Raw genomic sequence first — 17,736 nt, forward strand, 5'->3', positions numbered from 1 at the left:
AGGTACTGATAATGAATATTCAACAAATGATTCTAGAATTGCAAAAGCATTGGTCCGAGCAAAATTGTATTCTCGTCCAAGCTTATGATACGGAGAAAGGGGCAGGGACGATGTCACCGATGACGCTACTTCGGAGTCTCGGACCGGAACCGTGGAATGTTGCTTATGTGGAACCATCGCGAAGACCGGATGATGGCAGATATGGGGATAACCCTAACAGGCTGTATCAGCATCATCAGTTCCAAGTCATTATGAAACCATCACCTGATAATATTCAGGAACTATATTTGGAGTCATTAAAAAAGATTGGGATAGACCCACTGCAGCATGATATTCGTTTTGTAGAAGACAACTGGGAAAATCCTACGCTCGGTGCTGCTGGTTTAGGTTGGGAAGTATGGCTGGATGGAATGGAAATTACCCAATTTACCTATTTTCAGCAAATTGGTGGACTTGAAGCAAATCCGGTTTCAGTCGAACTGACATATGGAATAGAACGGTTAGCTTCATACATCCAGGATAAAGAAAATGTCTTTGATTTGGAGTGGACGGATGGTGTCACTGTAAGAGATATTTTTTATCAACCAGAGTTCGAACATTCGACATATACTTTTGAAGAATCGGATACAGCAATGCTGTTTGAATTATTTTCCATGTACGAGAACGAAGCAAAGCGGATTATGGAAAAAGGGCTTGTGTTTCCGGCGTATGATTATGTCTTGAAATGTTCGCACACCTTCAACTTACTTGATGCGCGAGGTGTTATCTCTGTAACAGAAAGAACAGGCTACATTACAAGGGTAAGGAATCTTGCGAGAGGTATTGCGAAAACATATGTACAAGAACGGGAAAGATTAGGCTTTCCAATGCTTCGGAAAGGGGAAGAAGTAAATGGCTAAACATGTTTTATTCGAGATAGGAATGGAAGAATTACCAGCTCGTTTTATAGATGACGCGGAGCTGCAATTAAGAGAAAAAACAGCCAAATGGCTAGAGGATTTAAGGATTGCGTATGACTCGATTACTTCTTTTTCCACTCCGCGTCGTTTAGCAGTACGAATTGAAAATATTGCTGACATGCAAACGACGATTGAAGAAGAGGCAAAAGGGCCAGCCCTAACCATTGCTAAAGACGAGAATGGAGAATGGACAAAGGCGGCAATAGGCTTTGCCAAAGGGCAGGGAAAAACGGTGGAAGACCTTGTGGAAAAAGAAATAAACGGTAAAGCATATGTGTTTGTTACAAAAAGGATTGAAGGAAAAGCGACCAACGAACTGTTACCAGGGTTTAAAGATGTTATCACATCCATCTCGTTCAGTAATAATATGCGGTGGGGAACGAATACCTTGCGTTTTGCCAGACCGATTCGCTGGCTTGTTGCGTTGTATGGAAACGAAATTGTGCCATTTGAAATTACTAAAGTTGAAACGAGCAATGTCACTTACGGGCATCGTTTCCTTGGGGAGTCAGTGACTTTAGGTGATGCGATGGATTATGAGAAGAAATTAAAAGAAAACTTTGTTATAGCTGATGCCAAGGAACGGAAAGCACGTATCTTGGAAGGAATCGATGAACTGCAAAATGATCAATTTCAAGTGAGTGTTGATCAAGACTTGTTAGCCGAAGTGACTAACCTAGTCGAATACCCAACAGTCTTTAAAGGGGAATTCGAGGAAATGTTTCTTGGTCTCCCGAGTGAAGTTCTAATTATCTCGATGAAGGAGCACCAACGATACTTTCCAGTGAAGTCCAAAGAAGGGAAGTTGCTACCTTCGTTTATTGGAGTTAGAAATGGGGATGACACCGCTCTTGAAACAGTGATTCGAGGAAATGAAAAAGTATTACGCGCCCGGCTGCAAGACGCGGAGTTTTTCTATGAGGAAGATCAAAAGAATACAATAGATCATCATTTAGAGAAATTATCACGCGTCGTTTTCCAAGAAAAACTAGGTACACTTGCTGAAAAGACGGAAAGAGTTACTGATTTAACGGAACGGATTGCAGAAAATCTGAACTTGCCTGCTAATATGATAGAAGATGCCTCGCGGGCGGCAGAAATCAGTAAGTTTGATTTAATGACGAACATGGTTAATGAATTTACTGATTTACAAGGGGTTATCGGTGAAATTTATGCCTTGAATTTAGGTGAGAAAGAAGCTGTAGCAGCAGCTATCCGAGAGCAGTATCTTCCAACACATGCAAATGGCGACCTTCCCGATTCAGAAATTGGGGCAATCCTTAGTGTTGCCGAGAAGATCGACACGATTGTCGGGATTATATCGGTCGGTAAGATCCCTACAGGATCTCAAGACCCCTATGCGCTAAGAAGGCAAGCAATCGGCGTTTTACGTATTTTAGAAGCTGGAAAATGGGAAATGAAAGTAGAGGACCTCTTACAACTTGCCTATGACTTATACGATGAGCTAGAGATTGAAAAGATCAGTGATTATAAAGAGAAAATCCATGAATTCTTCAAGCTGCGTGCTTCTCATTTGTTAAAAGAAGCCGGAATAGAACAAGATGTTTTCCAAGCTGTCATGGATAAGGAAATGGGCAACTTTACTTATGCAATGGCTAAAGCTCGTCATTTATCGAAAAAACGTCATGAAGAAGCTTTTAAAGAAAAGGAAGAAGCGCTTGTTCGCATACTAAACCTTGCTGATAAAGCGGAAAATAATGAAATCAATCCACAGGCGTTTGAAACGGATTCGGAAAAAGCGTTATTCGAACAATTTGAGTTATCGCGTAAAGCATTTAGTGACCATGATAAAGCACACGATGCCGTGAAAGCATTTGAGCAACTGGAGGCATTAGCCGACCCAATCCATGAATTCTTTGACAATAATATGGTTATGGCAGATAATATGGAATTAAGGAATAATCGGTTAGCACTCGTTGCAGCTATTTCCAGTTTAATTTTAGACTATGCAGATCTTGCTCTAATTGAGTGGAAACAACATTTCTAAAAGCTTATAGTATAACATAATTCCTTTCCATCACCAAATAATGTATAATATATAGTGATTAGTATGTCCTATAGGTGGTGGGAAGATGGAATTATCGGATCGTCAAGAACAGATCATTGAGATTGTAAAACCAAATGGCCCGATAACGGGTGAGAAAATTGCGGAAAAATTAGGATTAACTAGGGCAACATTACGACCTGATCTTGCTATTCTAACGATGGCGGGGATTTTAGAAGCAAGACCCCGCGTCGGTTACTTTTTTACTGGAAAGACTGGGTCAGAGTTGCTCACTGAGAATATAAAAAAGTTGAAAGTTCAGGACTACCAGCAGATACCGGTTGCAATCAGGGAAGATGCTTCCGTCTATGATGCCATTACATCCATGTTTTTAGAAGATGTAGGTACGTTATTCGTTGTCGATGAACAGTCATGCCTAACAGGTGTTCTTTCCAGAAAAGATTTGCTGCGGGCAAGTTTGGGGCAACAGCATTTAAGCGGCGTACCTGTCCACATCATCATGACTAGGATGCCGAATATTACGGTCTGTAGGAAAAATGATTCCTTAATCGAAGCAGCACAAAAGTTGATCAATAAGCAAATTGATGGACTTCCAGTAGTAAAAGATACGGAAGCCGGACTTGAAGTTATTGGGAGAATAACAAAAACGTCAATGACGAAAGCACTAGTGGAATTAACAATGGATGAACGTTTTGATTGAATATAAGGGGGAAGAAAATGAGTACGAAACCGACCGTATTTATTTTATCGGATTCAGTTGGAGAAACAGCGGAACTTGTAGTAAAAGCGGGATTAAGTCAATTTAACGGGGATTATAAAATTATCCGCATTCCTTACGTTGAAGATCGGGGGACAATTCAGGAATACATACAAATTGCGAAAGAACAGCAAGGGATGATCGGATTCACTTTAGTCGATCCGGAACTCAGAAGTTATTTAAACGAAGAAGCGGAACGCGTTGGTGTTGAGGCAATTGATATAATGGGACCTGCGATGGACGCGATGGAGAAATACTTTAAAAAAGAACCTCGCTTAGAACCCGGTCTCGTACATAAGCTTGATGAAGATTATTTCAAACGGGTAGAAGCAATAGAATTTGCTGTGAAGTATGATGATGGAAGAGACCCAAGAGGAATTGCGCGAGCTGATATTATCCTAGTCGGAATTTCGCGGACTTCAAAGACTCCGTTATCTCAATATCTTGCTAATAAACGGATAAAAGTAGCGAACGTTCCGATTGTTCCAGAAGTCGAGCCACCTGAAGAGTTATTTGAAGTAGCAAAAGATAAATGTATTGGTCTCCGCATCAGTCCGGAGAAATTAAATGAAATTAGGAAAGAAAGGTTAAAAGCCCTTGGACTTGGTAATCAAGCAACCTATGCAACAATTAAACGAATTAACCAGGAACTGGAATACTTTGATAAAGTAATTGAAAAAATTAATTGTGAAGTAATTGATGTATCAAATAAGGCAGTGGAAGAAACCGCAAATATTATTTTACACATGATCAAAAATAAAGCGGAAAATAACTAAAATTCCTTAAAAGTCAAAAAAGGTTGGGTTTTCACCCAGCTTTTTTCCTGTTTTAATAAAAATGAGCAAACGAATAGAAATATTTGTCTAGATGTATTATAATAATTTTTCGTGCAAACCTAGTATTATTACTTAAAATATGCGGAGTTATATTCAGAAAAAAAAACATTCATTAAAAAGCAGGAATCTGCCCCCTGCTTATCGAAATTAAGAGTAAAGAAAAAGGCAAAATTAATTTTTTGGCGAAAACTGCATAGAATTCCAGCATTTTTATTTTCTTCATTCAGGAAAATAATGGTGGGGAGGTTAATATCATCATAGAGGTGAGCAGATACAGACAAAATAAGTGTGCTGCACTAAATCTGTATAATTAACAGTTCACTGTTTTTTTACGGTTTTATGAAGAAAAATGTCGTTTTTTGAAGGAGTTTCTAGATTTATCACGAATAAATAGAATATGGTGATTGAGTTGAGTCAAATACCAGAAGAAGTAATAGAAGAAGTAAGAAAAGCCAATAATATTGTGGATGTTGTTGGAGAATATGTACAACTAAAGAAACAAGGAAGGAATTACTTCGGTCTTTGTCCCTTCCATGGTGAAAAGACACCATCCTTCTCGGTCACACAGGATAAACAAATTTTTCACTGTTTTGGATGTGGAAAAGGTGGAAATGTCGTGACATTTTTAATGGAAATAGAAAGTTTTTCATTTTTTGAAGCAATGGAGGTGCTGGCCGGTCGCGCAGGAATCAGCCTTCCTACGACAGGAAATGAGAATAGGTCTTCCTATTCCGACGAAAACCAGCGGATACTGGAGGCTTCTGAATGGTTAACAAAGCTTTATCATCATTTACTCCGCTATACGAAGGACGGTAAGGAAGGATATAACTATTTCCAAGATCGGTCAATCCAAGATGAAACAATTGATGTCTTTCAACTAGGATTTGCTCCGAATACTAAAGATTTCATTGTGGAATTTCTTGAAAAGAAGGGCTTCAATAAGCAATTACTTATCAAAGCAGGCCTTGTTTCGGAAAGGGATGATGGAACTGTTACGGACCGGTTCCAGGGGCGGGTTATTTTCCCGATACGGAATCACCTTGGTAAGACAGTTGCCTTCGGTGGACGAGCTATTCACGATCAAGGACCGAAATATTTAAACAGTCCGGAGAGCGAATTATTCCAGAAAGGAAGGCTGCTTTATAATTTCGATCTGGCAAAAAGACATATTCGGAAAGAAAATGAAGTAATATTGTTTGAAGGGTATATGGATGTAATTGCAGCTTACCAGGCAGGAATAAAAAATGTTGTAGCTACATTAGGGACCGCGCTATCGGAATCTCAAGCGAAAATGCTTAAAAGGTACGTCAATGATGTCATTATTTGTTATGACGGAGACGATGCTGGTCAAGAAGCAAGTTTTAAGGCAGCTGCAACTCTACGCCAAGCTGGTTGTAAGGTCAAAGTCGCTTATTTAAAGGACGGAAGTGATCCGGATACCTTTATTGAAAGACACGGCGGCGAAGCATTCCAAGACCAAATCTTACGCGCAAGTGATACGTATATGACGTTTTTAATGCGTTATTATAAAAAAGATTATAATCTTAGCCTAGAAGCAGATAAGCTGAATTACATCCAAAAGGTGTTAAAAGAGCTGTCTATGGTTGAAAGCTCATTAGAAAGGGAATATTATTTACAGGAACTAAGCAAGGACTTCTCGATGTCTCTCGATGTTCTAAAAGAAGAATTAGAGACAATTCAAGCAAAATATGGGAATCAGCCGGATAAGACATCCGAGAACAGATATACTAGTAATACTGTTATTTTGCCCAAGAAGCGGAAACTATTACCAGCATATCAAAATGCAGAAAGAAAAATTATTTACTATATGATGCAGAACGATTGGGTGGCTGACCGTGTTCAAGAAGAACTCGGGGCAAACTTTAGAGTTGATGATCATAAAATAATTGTTACTTATCTTTATGCTTTCTATGAAGATGGAAACAAACCTGATATAAGTAAATTCCTCGAAAGTATAAATGATGATAGATTGAAACAGCTCATCTCGGAGATAGCTATGTCCCCTGAGGTGGATGAAATTAGTGAGGAGGCGCTCGGTGATTATATTCGAATGGTTGAAACCGAATCAAGTAATAAAAGTGTAATCCAATCTTTAAAAGAACAGTTAAAGGTAGCAGAACAGCAAAGTGATCCGATAAAGGCGGCTCAAATTGCCGAAGAAATTTTACAGATTCAAAGAAAGCTGAAACATTAATGGTAATGGAATTTTAATTTGTTGGAAGGAGGGGGACTCATGACCGATAAAAAGCCTACTCAAACAAAAGAAACTGAAATGACTCTAGAGATGGCTAAGGATAATTTAGTCGAAATTGGTAAGAAACGCGGTACATTAGCCTATGAAGAGGTGGCTGACCGACTTGCAAATTTCGAAATTGAATCCGATGAGATGGAGGAGTTCTACGAATACTTGAATGAACAAGGGATTGAAGTAATTGGAGAATCTGAGGATGATCCAAATATGCAGAAAATAGCAAAGGAAGAAGAAATAGATACGGATGACTTAAGTGTCCCTTTAGGAATTAAAATAAATGATCCAGTTCGTATGTATTTAAAAGAAATTGGAAGGGTGAACCTTCTATCTGCAGCTGAAGAAATTGAGCTTGCATCCCGTATTGAACAAGGTGACGAGGAGGCTAAGCGGAGACTGTCAGAGGCAAACTTGCGACTTGTTGTAAGTATAGCAAAACGCTATGTTGGCCGGGGTATGCTGTTTTTGGACTTAATCCAGGAAGGGAACATGGGGCTTCTTAAAGCCGTCGAAAAGTTCGATTACCGAAAAGGTTTTAAGTTCAGTACGTATGCAACTTGGTGGATTCGTCAGGCAATTACACGGGCGATCGCTGACCAAGCTAGAACAATCCGGATTCCTGTTCATATGGTGGAGACGATCAACAAGCTTATCCGTGTCCAGCGTTCACTGCTTCAGGACTTAGGAAGAGAACCAACTCCTGAAGAAATAGGAGAGGAAATGGAACTGTCACCAGATAAGGTGAGAGATATCCTAAAAATCGCTCAAGAACCAGTTTCACTTGAAACGCCAATTGGGGAAGAAGATGATTCCCATTTAGGCGATTTTATTGAAGACCAGGAAGCTATATCTCCATCTGATCATGCAGCTTATGAATTACTGAAGGAGCAGCTGGAAGATGTACTTGATACTTTAACAGATCGTGAAGAAAATGTACTGCGTCTGCGTTTCGGTCTTGATGACGGTCGTACAAGAACACTTGAAGAAGTTGGTAAAGTGTTCGGTGTAACTCGCGAGCGTATTCGTCAAATTGAAGCGAAAGCATTGAGAAAGCTGCGTCACCCTAGCCGCAGCAAGCGCTTGAAAGACTTCTTAGACTAAGACTAATCCAGTCATTGTTTACACGATGACAAACGTGTAAACAATGACTATTTTACAGTATGGAAACAGGCTCTAAACAAAGATGCTGCCTCATTGAACGATCCTATAAAAAATGGGGTGATTACAGGTGGAGCACGAGCGTAAGATAACAATCATCAATGAAATTGAATACTGGAAACAACATAAACTACTGCCAGAGCATTATTGCGATTTCTTGCTTGCTTTATACACGGAAGGTGAAGAAGCAACAACCATCGAACAGAGGAAGGGTACTTCTTTTACGAAGGTGGTAGAGCGCTTTCAAATAGCTTTACTTTACCTGTTACTTCCCTTCTCGTTTATTGTCATCTATTTTACTGAATTTCATGTTAATTTGCAACTAGTTATTTTATTTTTGCTACTTAGCTATTCAGTTGCGGTTGCTATCTATTATAAAAATAAGCGAGCTGTATATTTTCATTCAGCTTTTATCATCAGTCTATTCCTGGGTTTATTACTCAGTTTATCAATAAGTAACTTATGGTTTATCCAACCAATCGCGGCTGCTTTAGTTATCGTATGTAATTTCATATTCTGGATTTTCGCGGGTTATAAATTAAAGAGTAAGTATATCGCTTTTATAGGTGCTTTAGGCGTAATATTTGTTTTTTTGTATTATTTTCTTTGGAATTAATATCATTTCCCTTTAAAATTGACACATTATAGAGTAAACTATATATAGTCTTTTATAGATAGAAAAGGGAATACATAAGGAGGCAATTAAATGAAGAATGCAGTAGTACCATACGCACTTATTGCTGTATTAGGAATTGTTGCTGTCATCATCATTTCAGTTATCGGCTTAAATAACCAAGCGGAAATTGCTGAAGGCGAAGACGAAGGTGAAGAAACAGAACAGGTTGAAAACGGTGGAGAAGAGGGCGGTGAAACAGCTGGTGGTGACGCCGATGAGATTTTCCAGAATAACTGTGCAATGTGTCATGGTGCAGACCTTACTGGTGGAGGCGGACCAGATTTAACAGCTGTAGGTGCATCTTATTCAGCGGATGACATAAAAGAAATAATTCAAAATGGTAAAGGCGCAATGCCACCAGTACAAGCAGTGCAAGGCGAAGAACTCGATGCCCTTGCAGAATGGTTGAGTGAAAAACAGTAATATCTATAAAAGGAAAAGACGAGCTTTCTGCTAGAACAGAAAGCTTTTCTTTTTCAAAAGGAGTAAAGGATGAAACAATTAAATTTTAAACTTTCCAAACGTTTAATTGATGTGGCAAATTTTTTACCAACAGGTGCGACATTTGCCGATATAGGATCAGATCATGCGTATTTACCTTGCTATGTGTGCTCGCATGACCCTACTGCAACCGCAATTGCTGGTGAAGTAAACCAGGGTCCATTTGATAGCGCACAAGCGAATGTCCGGCTGCATGGATTGGCGGGGCGTATTACAGTCCGGCTTGGCGACGGTCTAGATGTTGTAAGAGAGGCCGACGATATCCAGCAAGTGGTCATCGCAGGCATGGGCGGAGGATTAATCAAACAAATTTTATCGGATGGAAAAGATAAGCTTGATACGGTTAACCGTATGATTTTACAACCGAATGTCGATGCGAGAAAGGTAAGAATTTGGCTGCATCAAGAAGGCTTCTTATTGACAGAAGAGCGGATTATGGAGGAGAATGGCCATATTTATGAGATTCTTGTCGCAGATCGGGAAGGTAGTGACCCGTATAAAGACGAGATTATGGATAAACAATTTTTATTTGGTCCGTATTTATTAAAGGATAAATCTCCCGTATTTTATAAAAAGTGGCGCAAAGAAGCGGATAAATTAAGCCTTATCATCACACAGATGGAGCAGGCGAACAACCCCGATTTAAAACGGATTAACCAATTTAAACGGGAATTAATATGGATGGAGGAGGAATTAGTCCATGAGCAAAAAAGTCACAGTAAAAACAATTTTTGAAGCACTAGAGGAGCTCGCTCCAATAGAGAAAGCTTATTCATGGGATAATGTAGGTCTACAAATTGGTTCCGCTAATCAAAAAGCAAGCAAAATTATGATTACGCTAGACGTACTTGAATCAGTTGTAGATGAAGCAATTGCAAAAAATGTCGATGTTATTATTGCCCACCACCCCCTATTATTTAAACCGCTGAAACAAATTAATTTTGATACTCCAGAAGGTCGGGTCATCACGAAACTGATTCGGTATAATATTACGGTCTATGCGTCCCACACGAATTTAGATGTTGTAAAAGGTGGAGTAAATGATATGTTGGCTGAACAATTGGAAATACGAAAAGGGAAGCCACTTGTTCAAATTGGTACGGAAAAGCTATATAAGTACGCAGTTCACGTTCCCGTTAGCCATCGAGAAACAATCAAGCAGGTGATTGGTGACGCTGGTGGCGGCGAACAGGGTGATTATACTCACTGTTCCTTTGAAATAGAAGGAACTGGCTCATTTAAGCCGGGAGCACAAGCCGATCCATTCATAGGTGAAATCGGGGAGATTGCAAAGGTTGAAGAAGTAAAAGTTGAAGCACTTGTACCAGAACATTCTCTTAAGCGAGTTATAGCAGCCGTTCTGGAGGAACATCCTTATGAAGAACCAGCTTATGACATTATCGAATTAACCAATCCCGGTGCAAGCTTTGGACTCGGTCGAATCGGTGAAGTGAAAAATCAAACGAATCTCCAGCAATATGCAGAAGAAGTGAAAGAAAAGTTAGGATTATCGCATGTTCGAGTTGTTGGAGATTTACAAAAGAATGTTAAAAAAGCGGCTGTAATTGGCGGCAGCGGGGAAAAGTATATTCACGCAGCGAAACGTGCCGGTGCAGACGTTTATATTACAGGGGATGTAGGTTTCCACCAAGCACAGATCGCGATGGAAATGGGACTTGCAATAATTGATGCCGGTCACTATATTGAATCTGTAATGAAAGATAGTGTTAAGGACTATTTAAAACAGAAATTAACAGAATTTGATGTAGAAATTATTACATCCGAACGTAATACCGACCCATTCCAATATTTATAACGGAATGAAGTTAACGGTAAAAAGGAGTACGACTATGACAAAAACTACATTTCAATACTTAGGCATGCATCCTGCATTAATGGATGTCGTCCAGAAGTTGCAATTTAACCATCCAACTGAAATACAAGAAAAGGTCATTCCGCCGATTCTAAATGGGCAAAGTGTGATTGGTCAGTCGCGAACAGGATCAGGAAAGTCACATGCTTTTCTTCTGCCCCTATTTAATCAACTGGATACAAGTAAAAGGGAAGTCCAATTTGTCGTCACAGCCCCGACGAGGGAGCTTGCTATTCAGTTACATGATGAGGTTAAAAAAATTATCCATTATGCAGATAAAGACGGGATCTGGATAAGTAAGTTGCTCATTGGTGGAACGGACAAACAGAAAATGATGGAGAAATTAAAAACACCACCTCATATTATCGTTGGAACTCCCGGGCGGATTCTCGATATGGTGAAATCGGAAAGTTTATCGATTTATTCAGCGAAATCATTTGTCGTGGATGAGGCAGATTTAATGCTTGACTTAGGGTTTATTCAAGATGTCGACCAACTGCTTGTTCGGTCAAAACAGGATATTCAATTACTAGTATTTTCTGCTACAATTCCTGAAAGGCTGCGACATTTCTTTCAAAAGTATTTGGACCAGCCAGTTTATGTTAAAATTGAAGAACATTTCTCACCTGAATTGATGGAACATCAATTTATTGCTGTAAAACATCGCGATAAGGGAGAAGTTATTCGTGATATTTCAAAAGTAATCCAACCATACCTCGCTTTAGTATTTACAAATGGGAAAGCAGAAGCAGACGCATTATTGGATAGCTTGCTACGTCACGGCTTAAATGCTGGTATTATTCATGGTGGTTTATCACCGCGTGAAAGAAAACGTGTATTAAAAGAAATCCAAAATTTACGTTATGAATATGTCGTTGCAACTGATCTTGCCTCAAGAGGGATTGACATAAAAGGTGTGAGTCATGTTATTAATGCTGACTTACCGAAAGAGGAAGCATTTTATATTCACCGCGTCGGCCGAACTGCAAGGGCGGGTCTGGAAGGTACAGCAATCAGTTTATACACCGAAGAAGATTTTGGTCTGATTGAGAACCTAGAGAAAAAAGGGTTGCAAATAACGTATATTGATGTTAAAGATAAGGAGTTCGTTACCGCAAAACCTTGGAATACACGGAAGTTAAGAAAAAACCAAGCGTCTGCGATTGAAAAAGAAGCATGGAAACGTGTCAAGAAAGCAAAGAAGGTTAAACCAGGTTATAAAAAGAAACAAAAACAAGAACAGGAAAATATAAAGAGAAAATTAGCTGCAAAAAAATATAACAAAAGAAAATAATCAGGAGAGGTGTACGTTTTGTTGAAGATTGGATCGCATGTATCAATGAGTGGCAAAAAAATGCTGTTAGGCTCTAGTGAGGAAGCTGTTTCATACGGAGCAAATACGTTTATGATTTATACAGGTGCCCCTCAGAATACGAGAAGAAAACCACTTGAAGAATTAAATATAGAAAAAGGAAAAGAACATATGAAGGAGCATGGGATTACAGATATTATTGTCCATGCCCCGTATATTATTAATATCGGCAATACGCAAAAACCAGCAACATTTGAACTTGGAGTAAATTTTCTAAGAAGTGAAATGGAGCGTACGGAAGTAATCGGAGCGAAACAAATCGTCCTGCATCCCGGGGCTCATGTCGGTTCAGGGGAAGACGCCGGTATTAAAAGAATTATTGAAGGTCTGAATGAAGTGTTGACAAGAGAACACGAAGTGCAAATCGCATTAGAAACGATGGCAGGAAAAGGTTCGGAAATCGGGAAGACATTCGAGGAACTGGCAAGAATTATTGACGGGGTTACATTTAATGAAAAACTTTCGGTATGTATGGATACATGTCACATTCATGACGCTGGTTATGACATTGTCAATGACTTTGACGGTGTATTGAATGAATTTGATAAAACCATTGGAGTTGACCGTATTAAGGTTGTTCATGTCAATGACAGTAAAAATCCAAAAGGCGCAAGAAAAGACCGTCATGAAAACATCGGTTTCGGCCATATAGGCTTCGAACCATTACATTACATCATTAATCATCCACAGCTGAAAGAACTGCCAAAAATTCTCGAAACACCATATGTAGGGGAAGACAAGAAAAATAAAAAAGCGCCATATAAACACGAAATTGAAATGATAAAAGACGGTAATTTCAATGCGGATTTAAAAGAAATTATTATGCAATAAATAGACTGGGGCATAACTACACGATATGGATTAATTAACGAACAGATCTACTCACCGGCCGCCTGCGAAAACGAAGTATCTTTCCGCGACCGCCGGTGAGAATCATGATGATAAGTTCTGATGTTTACCATACATTAAAGTTATGACCCGTTTTTTTATTGAAATAAATGTTCTAGTCCATAGCTCTTAATAAGTTGTTCAAATAAAGCCCTTGCCTTTTGTGCAGTCTGGGGATTCGTAATTGCCGCTATTTTATCATGCGCTTCATCGATTCCTTTTTTTGAAAAAATATCAATATCATTTGTTTGGATATAATGGATAATTTTTGTTGCTTCATCCCTTGTTAACGAAAATCCGTATTGATCCGCATAATGTAAAATCTCTCCGGCTGTTAACTGTCTCAGCTTGGTTTTCACCATTTCTTTAATAAAAAATGACATCAGCTTCCTCCTTTATTTATTGTGTCATACATAAGCTATGCAAAGCAGGTTCCAATCTTGCCAGTTAATAACATCATAAGTGTGGCCAGACTCCATAAACTAACGTTGAACACGATGAAAAGGAGGCAAAATAAAATGGATGATGATAAACGCAATATCCAATCAGCACCACATCGCGGCGGTGAAGACAGATATAGAAAGCGCCATGATGAAGAATTTGCTGAAGAGTTCGCAATGGATGATGCCGATGCCCGTCATGATGATGACGTTATCAGTACGTACGGGTGGATTGGTATTGTTCTATCCTTACTTTCCTTTTTGGTTTGGCCAGTCTTTTTTGGAGCGGTAGGTATCATCCTAGGCTTCGTTTCCCGGAGCAAGGGTGCTGATACACTAGGTAATATCGCAATCGGTATTGGGGCACTATCCATTATCCTGCGTATATTTATGTAGATAAGAGAGAGGTTGTTACTCAACCTCTCTCTTGTTGTTTTTGCGGTTCATTGTATAATGGAAAGTAATAGAAAGAATTAGGTAGAAGTGACTCTGTATCAACACCTGGATTCAACTTTTCAAAATCATTGATAACTTGTTGGACATCTAAATAATCCAATTCATTAATTTCTTCTGTGACCGATAATATGGTATCTCCATGCTTGATTTTAATATGGGCAATTCCGGTATCTTTATCCTCTTGTACTTTTACAACGCTCTCTTCTTTCAGTGGTTGTTGTTTGGATAAATCATCAATGACACTTATTATCACTAAGATAAATAGTAATAATAAGGATAAACGTTTAGATGTTGACATAGTTTTCTCCTTTTTTCCACAGTAATCATCCCTAAAACTTCCAGTTCAGATGAGTCACTCATGATTTGCTCAACTAATCAGTGGAATGAAGCATTCTTCTGATTAAAGTTTTTTTATGAAACAAAATTTATACTTAATCCGTAGATATAAATGAAAGGGGAAATTATTATGGGCATATTTGATCTTGAATGGATTGGATTAGTTATTACATTCTTGGGAACGCTATTCCTTATTGGAGAAGTACTCGTTAATATGCGAGGTCTGTTTGCATTGTTGGGAATTGGCTTTATTACCGTTTATTTTAGTGCCTATGCTGGAACAGAATCCGTTATACTTATGATTATTATTTATTTTGTTGGTTTAGTACTAATTATTATAGATGGGAAATTACTAAATGATGGTACGCTTTCAACGATTGGGCTTGTAGCTATGCTAACCTCAGTCGGTGTAGCCGCTCCTAGTTTAACTGCTGCTCTATTTGCCATCATTGGTGTTGTGTTAGGTGCGGCTTGCTCGTTCTTTTTCCTGAAAGTGTTTAAGCGAAGGGAAATGTGGACCAAAATTGCTCTCAAAGATCAGCTCAGCAAAGAGGCTGGTTATAACTCGATGAATATGGAATATGAAAAATTAGTCGGAGAAAAGGGAGTTGCACTTAATGATTTACGACCAGTGGGAACAGTACGAATCAATGGAAAAGATTATAGTGCCCAGTCGGAGGGGAAATGGATCTCAAAAGATACAGAAGTAACTGTTGTTAAAGTAGATGGTACAAAGATACAGGTTGAAGAAATTGTATAGAACAATTGCTAATGCTTGCCTAATTAGGTAAAGCATTATTTTTTTGTCTTTTTGACATAAAGTTGTTCGTTAAGGGTAAAAACTACATTATAAAAGAGCGTTTGTAAAAATTATGTAAATTTTATTAAAAAGGCTTTACAAATCATGGACTAAAATTAATAATAGATAAGTATGCGAATTTCAGGCTTGAAAGGATGAAAATAATTGGATATTGATGTGCAATCGCTCATATTTGATTTTATCGGCGGTATAGGAATATTCCTCCTCGGTATCAAATTCATGGGAGATGGACTTCAGCGTTCTGCTGGAGATAGATTAAGGGATATACTGGATCGATTCACAAGCAATCCATTTCTCGGTGTTTTAGCGGGGATTGTCGTCACGCTATTAATTCAGAGCAGTTCAGGAACAACGGTGCTTACTGTTGGTCTTGTCAGTGCCGGCTTTATGACGCTAAGACAAGCGATCGGTGTCATTATGGGAGCGAATATCGGAACGACAGCAACTGCGTTTATTATCGGGATTGACATAGGGGAATATGCCTTGCCAATTCTCGCTGTCGGTAGTTTCTTAATTTTCTTCTTTAGTAACCAAAAAGTAACTGCCATTGGACAAGCACTCTTTGGATTTGGAGCTCTATTCTTCGGACTTGAATTAATGAGTAGTGGAATGAGCCCACTGCGTACACTTGATTCTTTCCATGAATTAACTGTCAGTATGAGTGAAACACCAATCCTCGGTGTTGTAATTGGAACAGTATTTACAATGGTTGTTCAAAGTTCTACTGCAACGATTGGGATCTTGCAAGGACTAATGTCAGAAGGGGCAATCAAGCTTGATGCAGCAATACCGGTTTTATTAGGTGATAATTTAGGAACAACGATTACTGCAATTATTGCTTCATTAGGGGCTTCGATTGCCGCTAAGCGAGCTGCATTAACACATGTGGTCTTCAATATTATCGGGGTAGTTATATTTATGATCTTATTAAGTCCGTTTATTTCTTTTGTAACTTATTTGCAAGAACAACTATCCTTGAACCCATCCATGACAATTGCGGTCGCACATGGTTCTTATAATATTATGAATACAGCAATTCAATTCCCGTTCATCGGTGCATTAGCATGGATTGTTACGAAACTGATTCCTGGAGAAGATATGGTTATTGAATATAAACCACAGCATTTAGATCCAATTGTTATTAATAAATCTTCTTCACTTGCACTCGAACAGGCAAAATTAGAAGTATTACGTATGGGGGACTTTGCATATAAAGGCTTGGAAGAAACGTTGAAATATGCTCAAACATTAGATACAAAACATTCGGAAATGGCAAGTCAAGTTGAAGGTGCAATTAATAACTTGGATCGCAAAATAACCGAATATCTTGTCGCTATATCTGCAGAATCTATGACGAAGTGGGAAAGGGATAAACATACTCTCTTAATGGATAGTGTGCGCGATATTGAACGAATTGGCGACCACTTTGAAAACATCACTGAGTTGATTGACTATCGGATATCCAATAAGGTTGATTTAACGGATCAGGCAATGGATGACTTAAACAGTATGTTCGATTTAACTTTATTAACGGTGAAACAATCTATTGAATGTTTAGACAATCGTGATAAAGAATTAGCACTCGAAGTAATTCGTAAAGAGGAACAAATTGACCAGATGGAAAGAAAATACCGGAAGCGACATATTATCCGAGTGAATGAAGGATTATGTACTGCGTCTGCGGGAATTGTTTTTGTCGATATTTTAAGTAACTTAGAGCGTATCGGCGACCATGCGGTTAATATTGTAGAAGAAATTTTAGAACAACAATAAACTATTGAGGGGAAAGAAATAATTTCTTTCCCCTTTTCAATTGATAAAGCTGTGAAGAAAGATTTGATCCTGCATTTTTGAAATGGATTTGGAAATATCCGCAGACGAGAAGGCCAGCAACAATAAATAAATTAGAAAAGTTGTCCGAAGAAAAGAAGGTTATTATTTTACATTCGCCAAAAGAAGTGAAACGCTTTATAGAAAACTTGGAAGGAGAAGTATTATGAAATATTCCTGTCCTTTCTGCGGTTATAAAGTGAAACTTCATTCAGTGGGGGTTTCCTTCCCTCCCCCACTGAATGTTAGCTGAACAGAATCAGGTATTTACGGGCTGTATATCCCTCACCTGAATACCCGTGATTTCAACTGTGGAATGAAGGGCATACTATATTAGGCAAAGAATTTAAATTAAAGTAAACAAGTTCGTTAAAATAAATGCATTTTCGGATAGAATGTTGTATAATGAAAACCTATGACTTGTAAACTTAATGTCGAATGAACACGAACAATTCATCAAAAAATTTCTTTGAAGAAAAAGTATTGCAAAAGGGCAATAAAAGTGTTGACATTTTTTCTAGGACATGGTAAATTATATC

17 protein-coding genes and 1 pseudogene are annotated in these 17,736 nt (G+C 38.6%); 16 read left to right on the forward strand and 2 right to left on the reverse strand.

The features are described 5' to 3' along the window. The first annotated feature begins 11 nt into the window (after positions 1-11). The 12 genes from glyQ to WKU33_RS10495 all read left to right on the forward strand — a co-directional run bounded on the left by glyQ (position 12) and on the right by WKU33_RS10495 (position 13,258). Positions 12-899 (forward strand): glycine--tRNA ligase subunit alpha, encoded by an 888-nt coding sequence (gene glyQ, locus WKU33_RS10440; RefSeq protein ID WP_188859342.1) that lies wholly within the window; start codon positions 12-14, stop codon positions 897-899. Further along, on the forward strand, positions 892-2,967 hold the full coding sequence (gene glyS, locus WKU33_RS10445; RefSeq protein ID WP_340454458.1) for a glycine--tRNA ligase subunit beta: 2,076 nt from the start codon (positions 892-894) through the stop codon (positions 2,965-2,967). The genes glyQ and glyS overlap by 8 nt, the downstream gene beginning before the upstream one ends. An 85-nt stretch (positions 2,968-3,052) precedes the next feature. Further along, positions 3,053-3,685, forward strand: coding sequence for a helix-turn-helix transcriptional regulator (locus WKU33_RS10450; protein ID WP_156856809.1), 633 nt, complete (start codon positions 3,053-3,055; stop codon positions 3,683-3,685). 17 nt (positions 3,686-3,702) lie between these two features. Further along, a complete protein-coding gene (locus WKU33_RS10455; protein WP_156856808.1) occupies positions 3,703-4,518 on the forward strand; it encodes a pyruvate, water dikinase regulatory protein in 816 nt (271 codons plus the stop codon). Between the two features lie 457 nt (positions 4,519-4,975). Beyond that, positions 4,976-6,793, forward strand: a complete 1,818-nt coding sequence (gene dnaG / locus WKU33_RS10460) for a DNA primase (RefSeq protein WP_340454459.1) — start codon at positions 4,976-4,978, stop codon at positions 6,791-6,793. A gap of 39 nt (positions 6,794-6,832) precedes the next feature. Beyond that, entirely contained in the window at positions 6,833-7,948 is a 1,116-nt protein-coding gene (gene rpoD / locus WKU33_RS10465) for an RNA polymerase sigma factor RpoD (RefSeq protein ID WP_156856806.1), read from the forward strand. A 127-nt stretch (positions 7,949-8,075) separates the two neighbouring features. Further along, the gene (locus WKU33_RS10470; RefSeq protein ID WP_340454461.1) at positions 8,076-8,621 is read left to right on the forward strand and encodes a hypothetical protein; all 546 of its coding nucleotides are present in this window, start codon (positions 8,076-8,078) and stop codon (positions 8,619-8,621) included. 90 nt (positions 8,622-8,711) lie between these two features. Beyond that, complete coding sequence (locus WKU33_RS10475; RefSeq protein WP_156856804.1) at positions 8,712-9,104, forward strand: c-type cytochrome; 393 nt, start codon at positions 8,712-8,714, stop codon at positions 9,102-9,104. Between the two features lie 69 nt (positions 9,105-9,173). Then, the gene (locus WKU33_RS10480; RefSeq protein WP_340454463.1) at positions 9,174-9,917 is read left to right on the forward strand and encodes a tRNA (adenine(22)-N(1))-methyltransferase; all 744 of its coding nucleotides are present in this window, start codon (positions 9,174-9,176) and stop codon (positions 9,915-9,917) included. Continuing rightward, positions 9,883-10,998: a Nif3-like dinuclear metal center hexameric protein gene (locus WKU33_RS10485; protein WP_340454465.1), complete on the forward strand. Its 1,116-nt coding sequence runs from the start codon at positions 9,883-9,885 to the stop codon at positions 10,996-10,998. Before WKU33_RS10480 ends, WKU33_RS10485 begins: the two co-directional genes overlap by 35 nt. A 34-nt stretch (positions 10,999-11,032) precedes the next feature. Then, positions 11,033-12,349 (forward strand): DEAD/DEAH box helicase, encoded by a 1,317-nt coding sequence (locus WKU33_RS10490; protein ID WP_340454467.1) that lies wholly within the window; start codon positions 11,033-11,035, stop codon positions 12,347-12,349. Between the two features lie 18 nt (positions 12,350-12,367). Further along, the gene (locus WKU33_RS10495) at positions 12,368-13,258 is read left to right on the forward strand and encodes a deoxyribonuclease IV (protein WP_156856800.1); all 891 of its coding nucleotides are present in this window, start codon (positions 12,368-12,370) and stop codon (positions 13,256-13,258) included. A 155-nt stretch (positions 13,259-13,413) separates the two neighbouring features. Here WKU33_RS10495 and WKU33_RS10500 read toward each other — a convergent pair whose 3' ends face one another. Then, positions 13,414-13,698 carry a DUF2624 domain-containing protein gene (locus WKU33_RS10500; RefSeq protein ID WP_156856799.1) on the reverse strand — a complete coding sequence of 95 codons (285 nt, stop codon included), beginning with the start codon at positions 13,696-13,698 and terminating at the stop codon, positions 13,414-13,416. A gap of 135 nt (positions 13,699-13,833) precedes the next feature. Here WKU33_RS10500 and WKU33_RS10505 point away from each other — a divergent pair, with 135 nt between their 5' ends. Continuing rightward, positions 13,834-14,151, forward strand: a complete 318-nt coding sequence (locus WKU33_RS10505) for a hypothetical protein (RefSeq protein WP_336251381.1) — start codon at positions 13,834-13,836, stop codon at positions 14,149-14,151. A 19-nt stretch (positions 14,152-14,170) separates the two neighbouring features. Here WKU33_RS10505 and WKU33_RS10510 read toward each other — a convergent pair whose 3' ends face one another. Beyond that, positions 14,171-14,509, reverse strand: coding sequence for a hypothetical protein (locus tag WKU33_RS10510; protein ID WP_188859334.1), 339 nt, complete (start codon positions 14,507-14,509; stop codon positions 14,171-14,173). A 168-nt stretch (positions 14,510-14,677) separates the two neighbouring features. Between WKU33_RS10510 and WKU33_RS10515 the strand changes: the two genes are divergently transcribed. The 3 genes and pseudogenes from WKU33_RS10515 to WKU33_RS10525 all read left to right on the forward strand — a co-directional run. Next, positions 14,678-15,307: an NfeD family protein gene (locus WKU33_RS10515; RefSeq protein ID WP_336251382.1), complete on the forward strand. Its 630-nt coding sequence runs from the start codon at positions 14,678-14,680 to the stop codon at positions 15,305-15,307. Between the two features lie 204 nt (positions 15,308-15,511). Beyond that, positions 15,512-17,140 (forward strand): Na/Pi cotransporter family protein, encoded by a 1,629-nt coding sequence (locus tag WKU33_RS10520; RefSeq protein WP_336251383.1) that lies wholly within the window; start codon positions 15,512-15,514, stop codon positions 17,138-17,140. Positions 17,141-17,190: 50 nt separating this feature from the next. Continuing rightward, a pseudogene (locus WKU33_RS10525) lies at positions 17,191-17,367 on the forward strand (topology modulation protein); the annotation flags it as partial. Between the last annotated feature and the right edge of the window lie 369 nt (positions 17,368-17,736).

The sequence above is a fragment of the Oceanobacillus sp. HCA-5259 genome, from assembly GCF_037892815.1.
GTDB classification, from domain to species: domain Bacteria; phylum Bacillota; class Bacilli; order Bacillales; family Amphibacillaceae; genus Oceanobacillus; species Oceanobacillus indicireducens.

What these genes read in the sequence shown, in the direction of transcription:
- WKU33_RS10455 (WP_156856808.1), top strand. Translation starts at nt 3,703, where the DNA reads ATGAGTACGAAACCGACCGTATTTATTTTATCGGATTCAGTTGGAGAA.
- WKU33_RS10490 (WP_340454467.1), top strand. Translation starts at nt 11,033, where the DNA reads ATGACAAAAACTACATTTCAATACTTAGGCATGCATCCTGCATTAATG.
- WKU33_RS10500 (WP_156856799.1), bottom strand. Translation starts at nt 13,698, where the DNA reads ATGTCATTTTTTATTAAAGAAATGGTGAAAACCAAGCTGAGACAGTTA.
- glyQ (WP_188859342.1), top strand. Translation starts at nt 12, where the DNA reads ATGAATATTCAACAAATGATTCTAGAATTGCAAAAGCATTGGTCCGAG.
- WKU33_RS10485 (WP_340454465.1), top strand. Translation starts at nt 9,883, where the DNA reads ATGAGCAAAAAAGTCACAGTAAAAACAATTTTTGAAGCACTAGAGGAG.
- glyS (WP_340454458.1), top strand. Translation starts at nt 892, where the DNA reads ATGGCTAAACATGTTTTATTCGAGATAGGAATGGAAGAATTACCAGCT.
- WKU33_RS10480 (WP_340454463.1), top strand. Translation starts at nt 9,174, where the DNA reads ATGAAACAATTAAATTTTAAACTTTCCAAACGTTTAATTGATGTGGCA.
- WKU33_RS10450 (WP_156856809.1), top strand. Translation starts at nt 3,053, where the DNA reads ATGGAATTATCGGATCGTCAAGAACAGATCATTGAGATTGTAAAACCA.
- WKU33_RS10505 (WP_336251381.1), top strand. Translation starts at nt 13,834, where the DNA reads ATGGATGATGATAAACGCAATATCCAATCAGCACCACATCGCGGCGGT.
- WKU33_RS10510 (WP_188859334.1), bottom strand. Translation starts at nt 14,509, where the DNA reads ATGTCAACATCTAAACGTTTATCCTTATTATTACTATTTATCTTAGTG.
- dnaG (WP_340454459.1), top strand. Translation starts at nt 4,976, where the DNA reads ATGGTGATTGAGTTGAGTCAAATACCAGAAGAAGTAATAGAAGAAGTA.
- rpoD (WP_156856806.1), top strand. Translation starts at nt 6,833, where the DNA reads ATGACCGATAAAAAGCCTACTCAAACAAAAGAAACTGAAATGACTCTA.
- WKU33_RS10515 (WP_336251382.1), top strand. Translation starts at nt 14,678, where the DNA reads ATGGGCATATTTGATCTTGAATGGATTGGATTAGTTATTACATTCTTG.
- WKU33_RS10475 (WP_156856804.1), top strand. Translation starts at nt 8,712, where the DNA reads ATGAAGAATGCAGTAGTACCATACGCACTTATTGCTGTATTAGGAATT.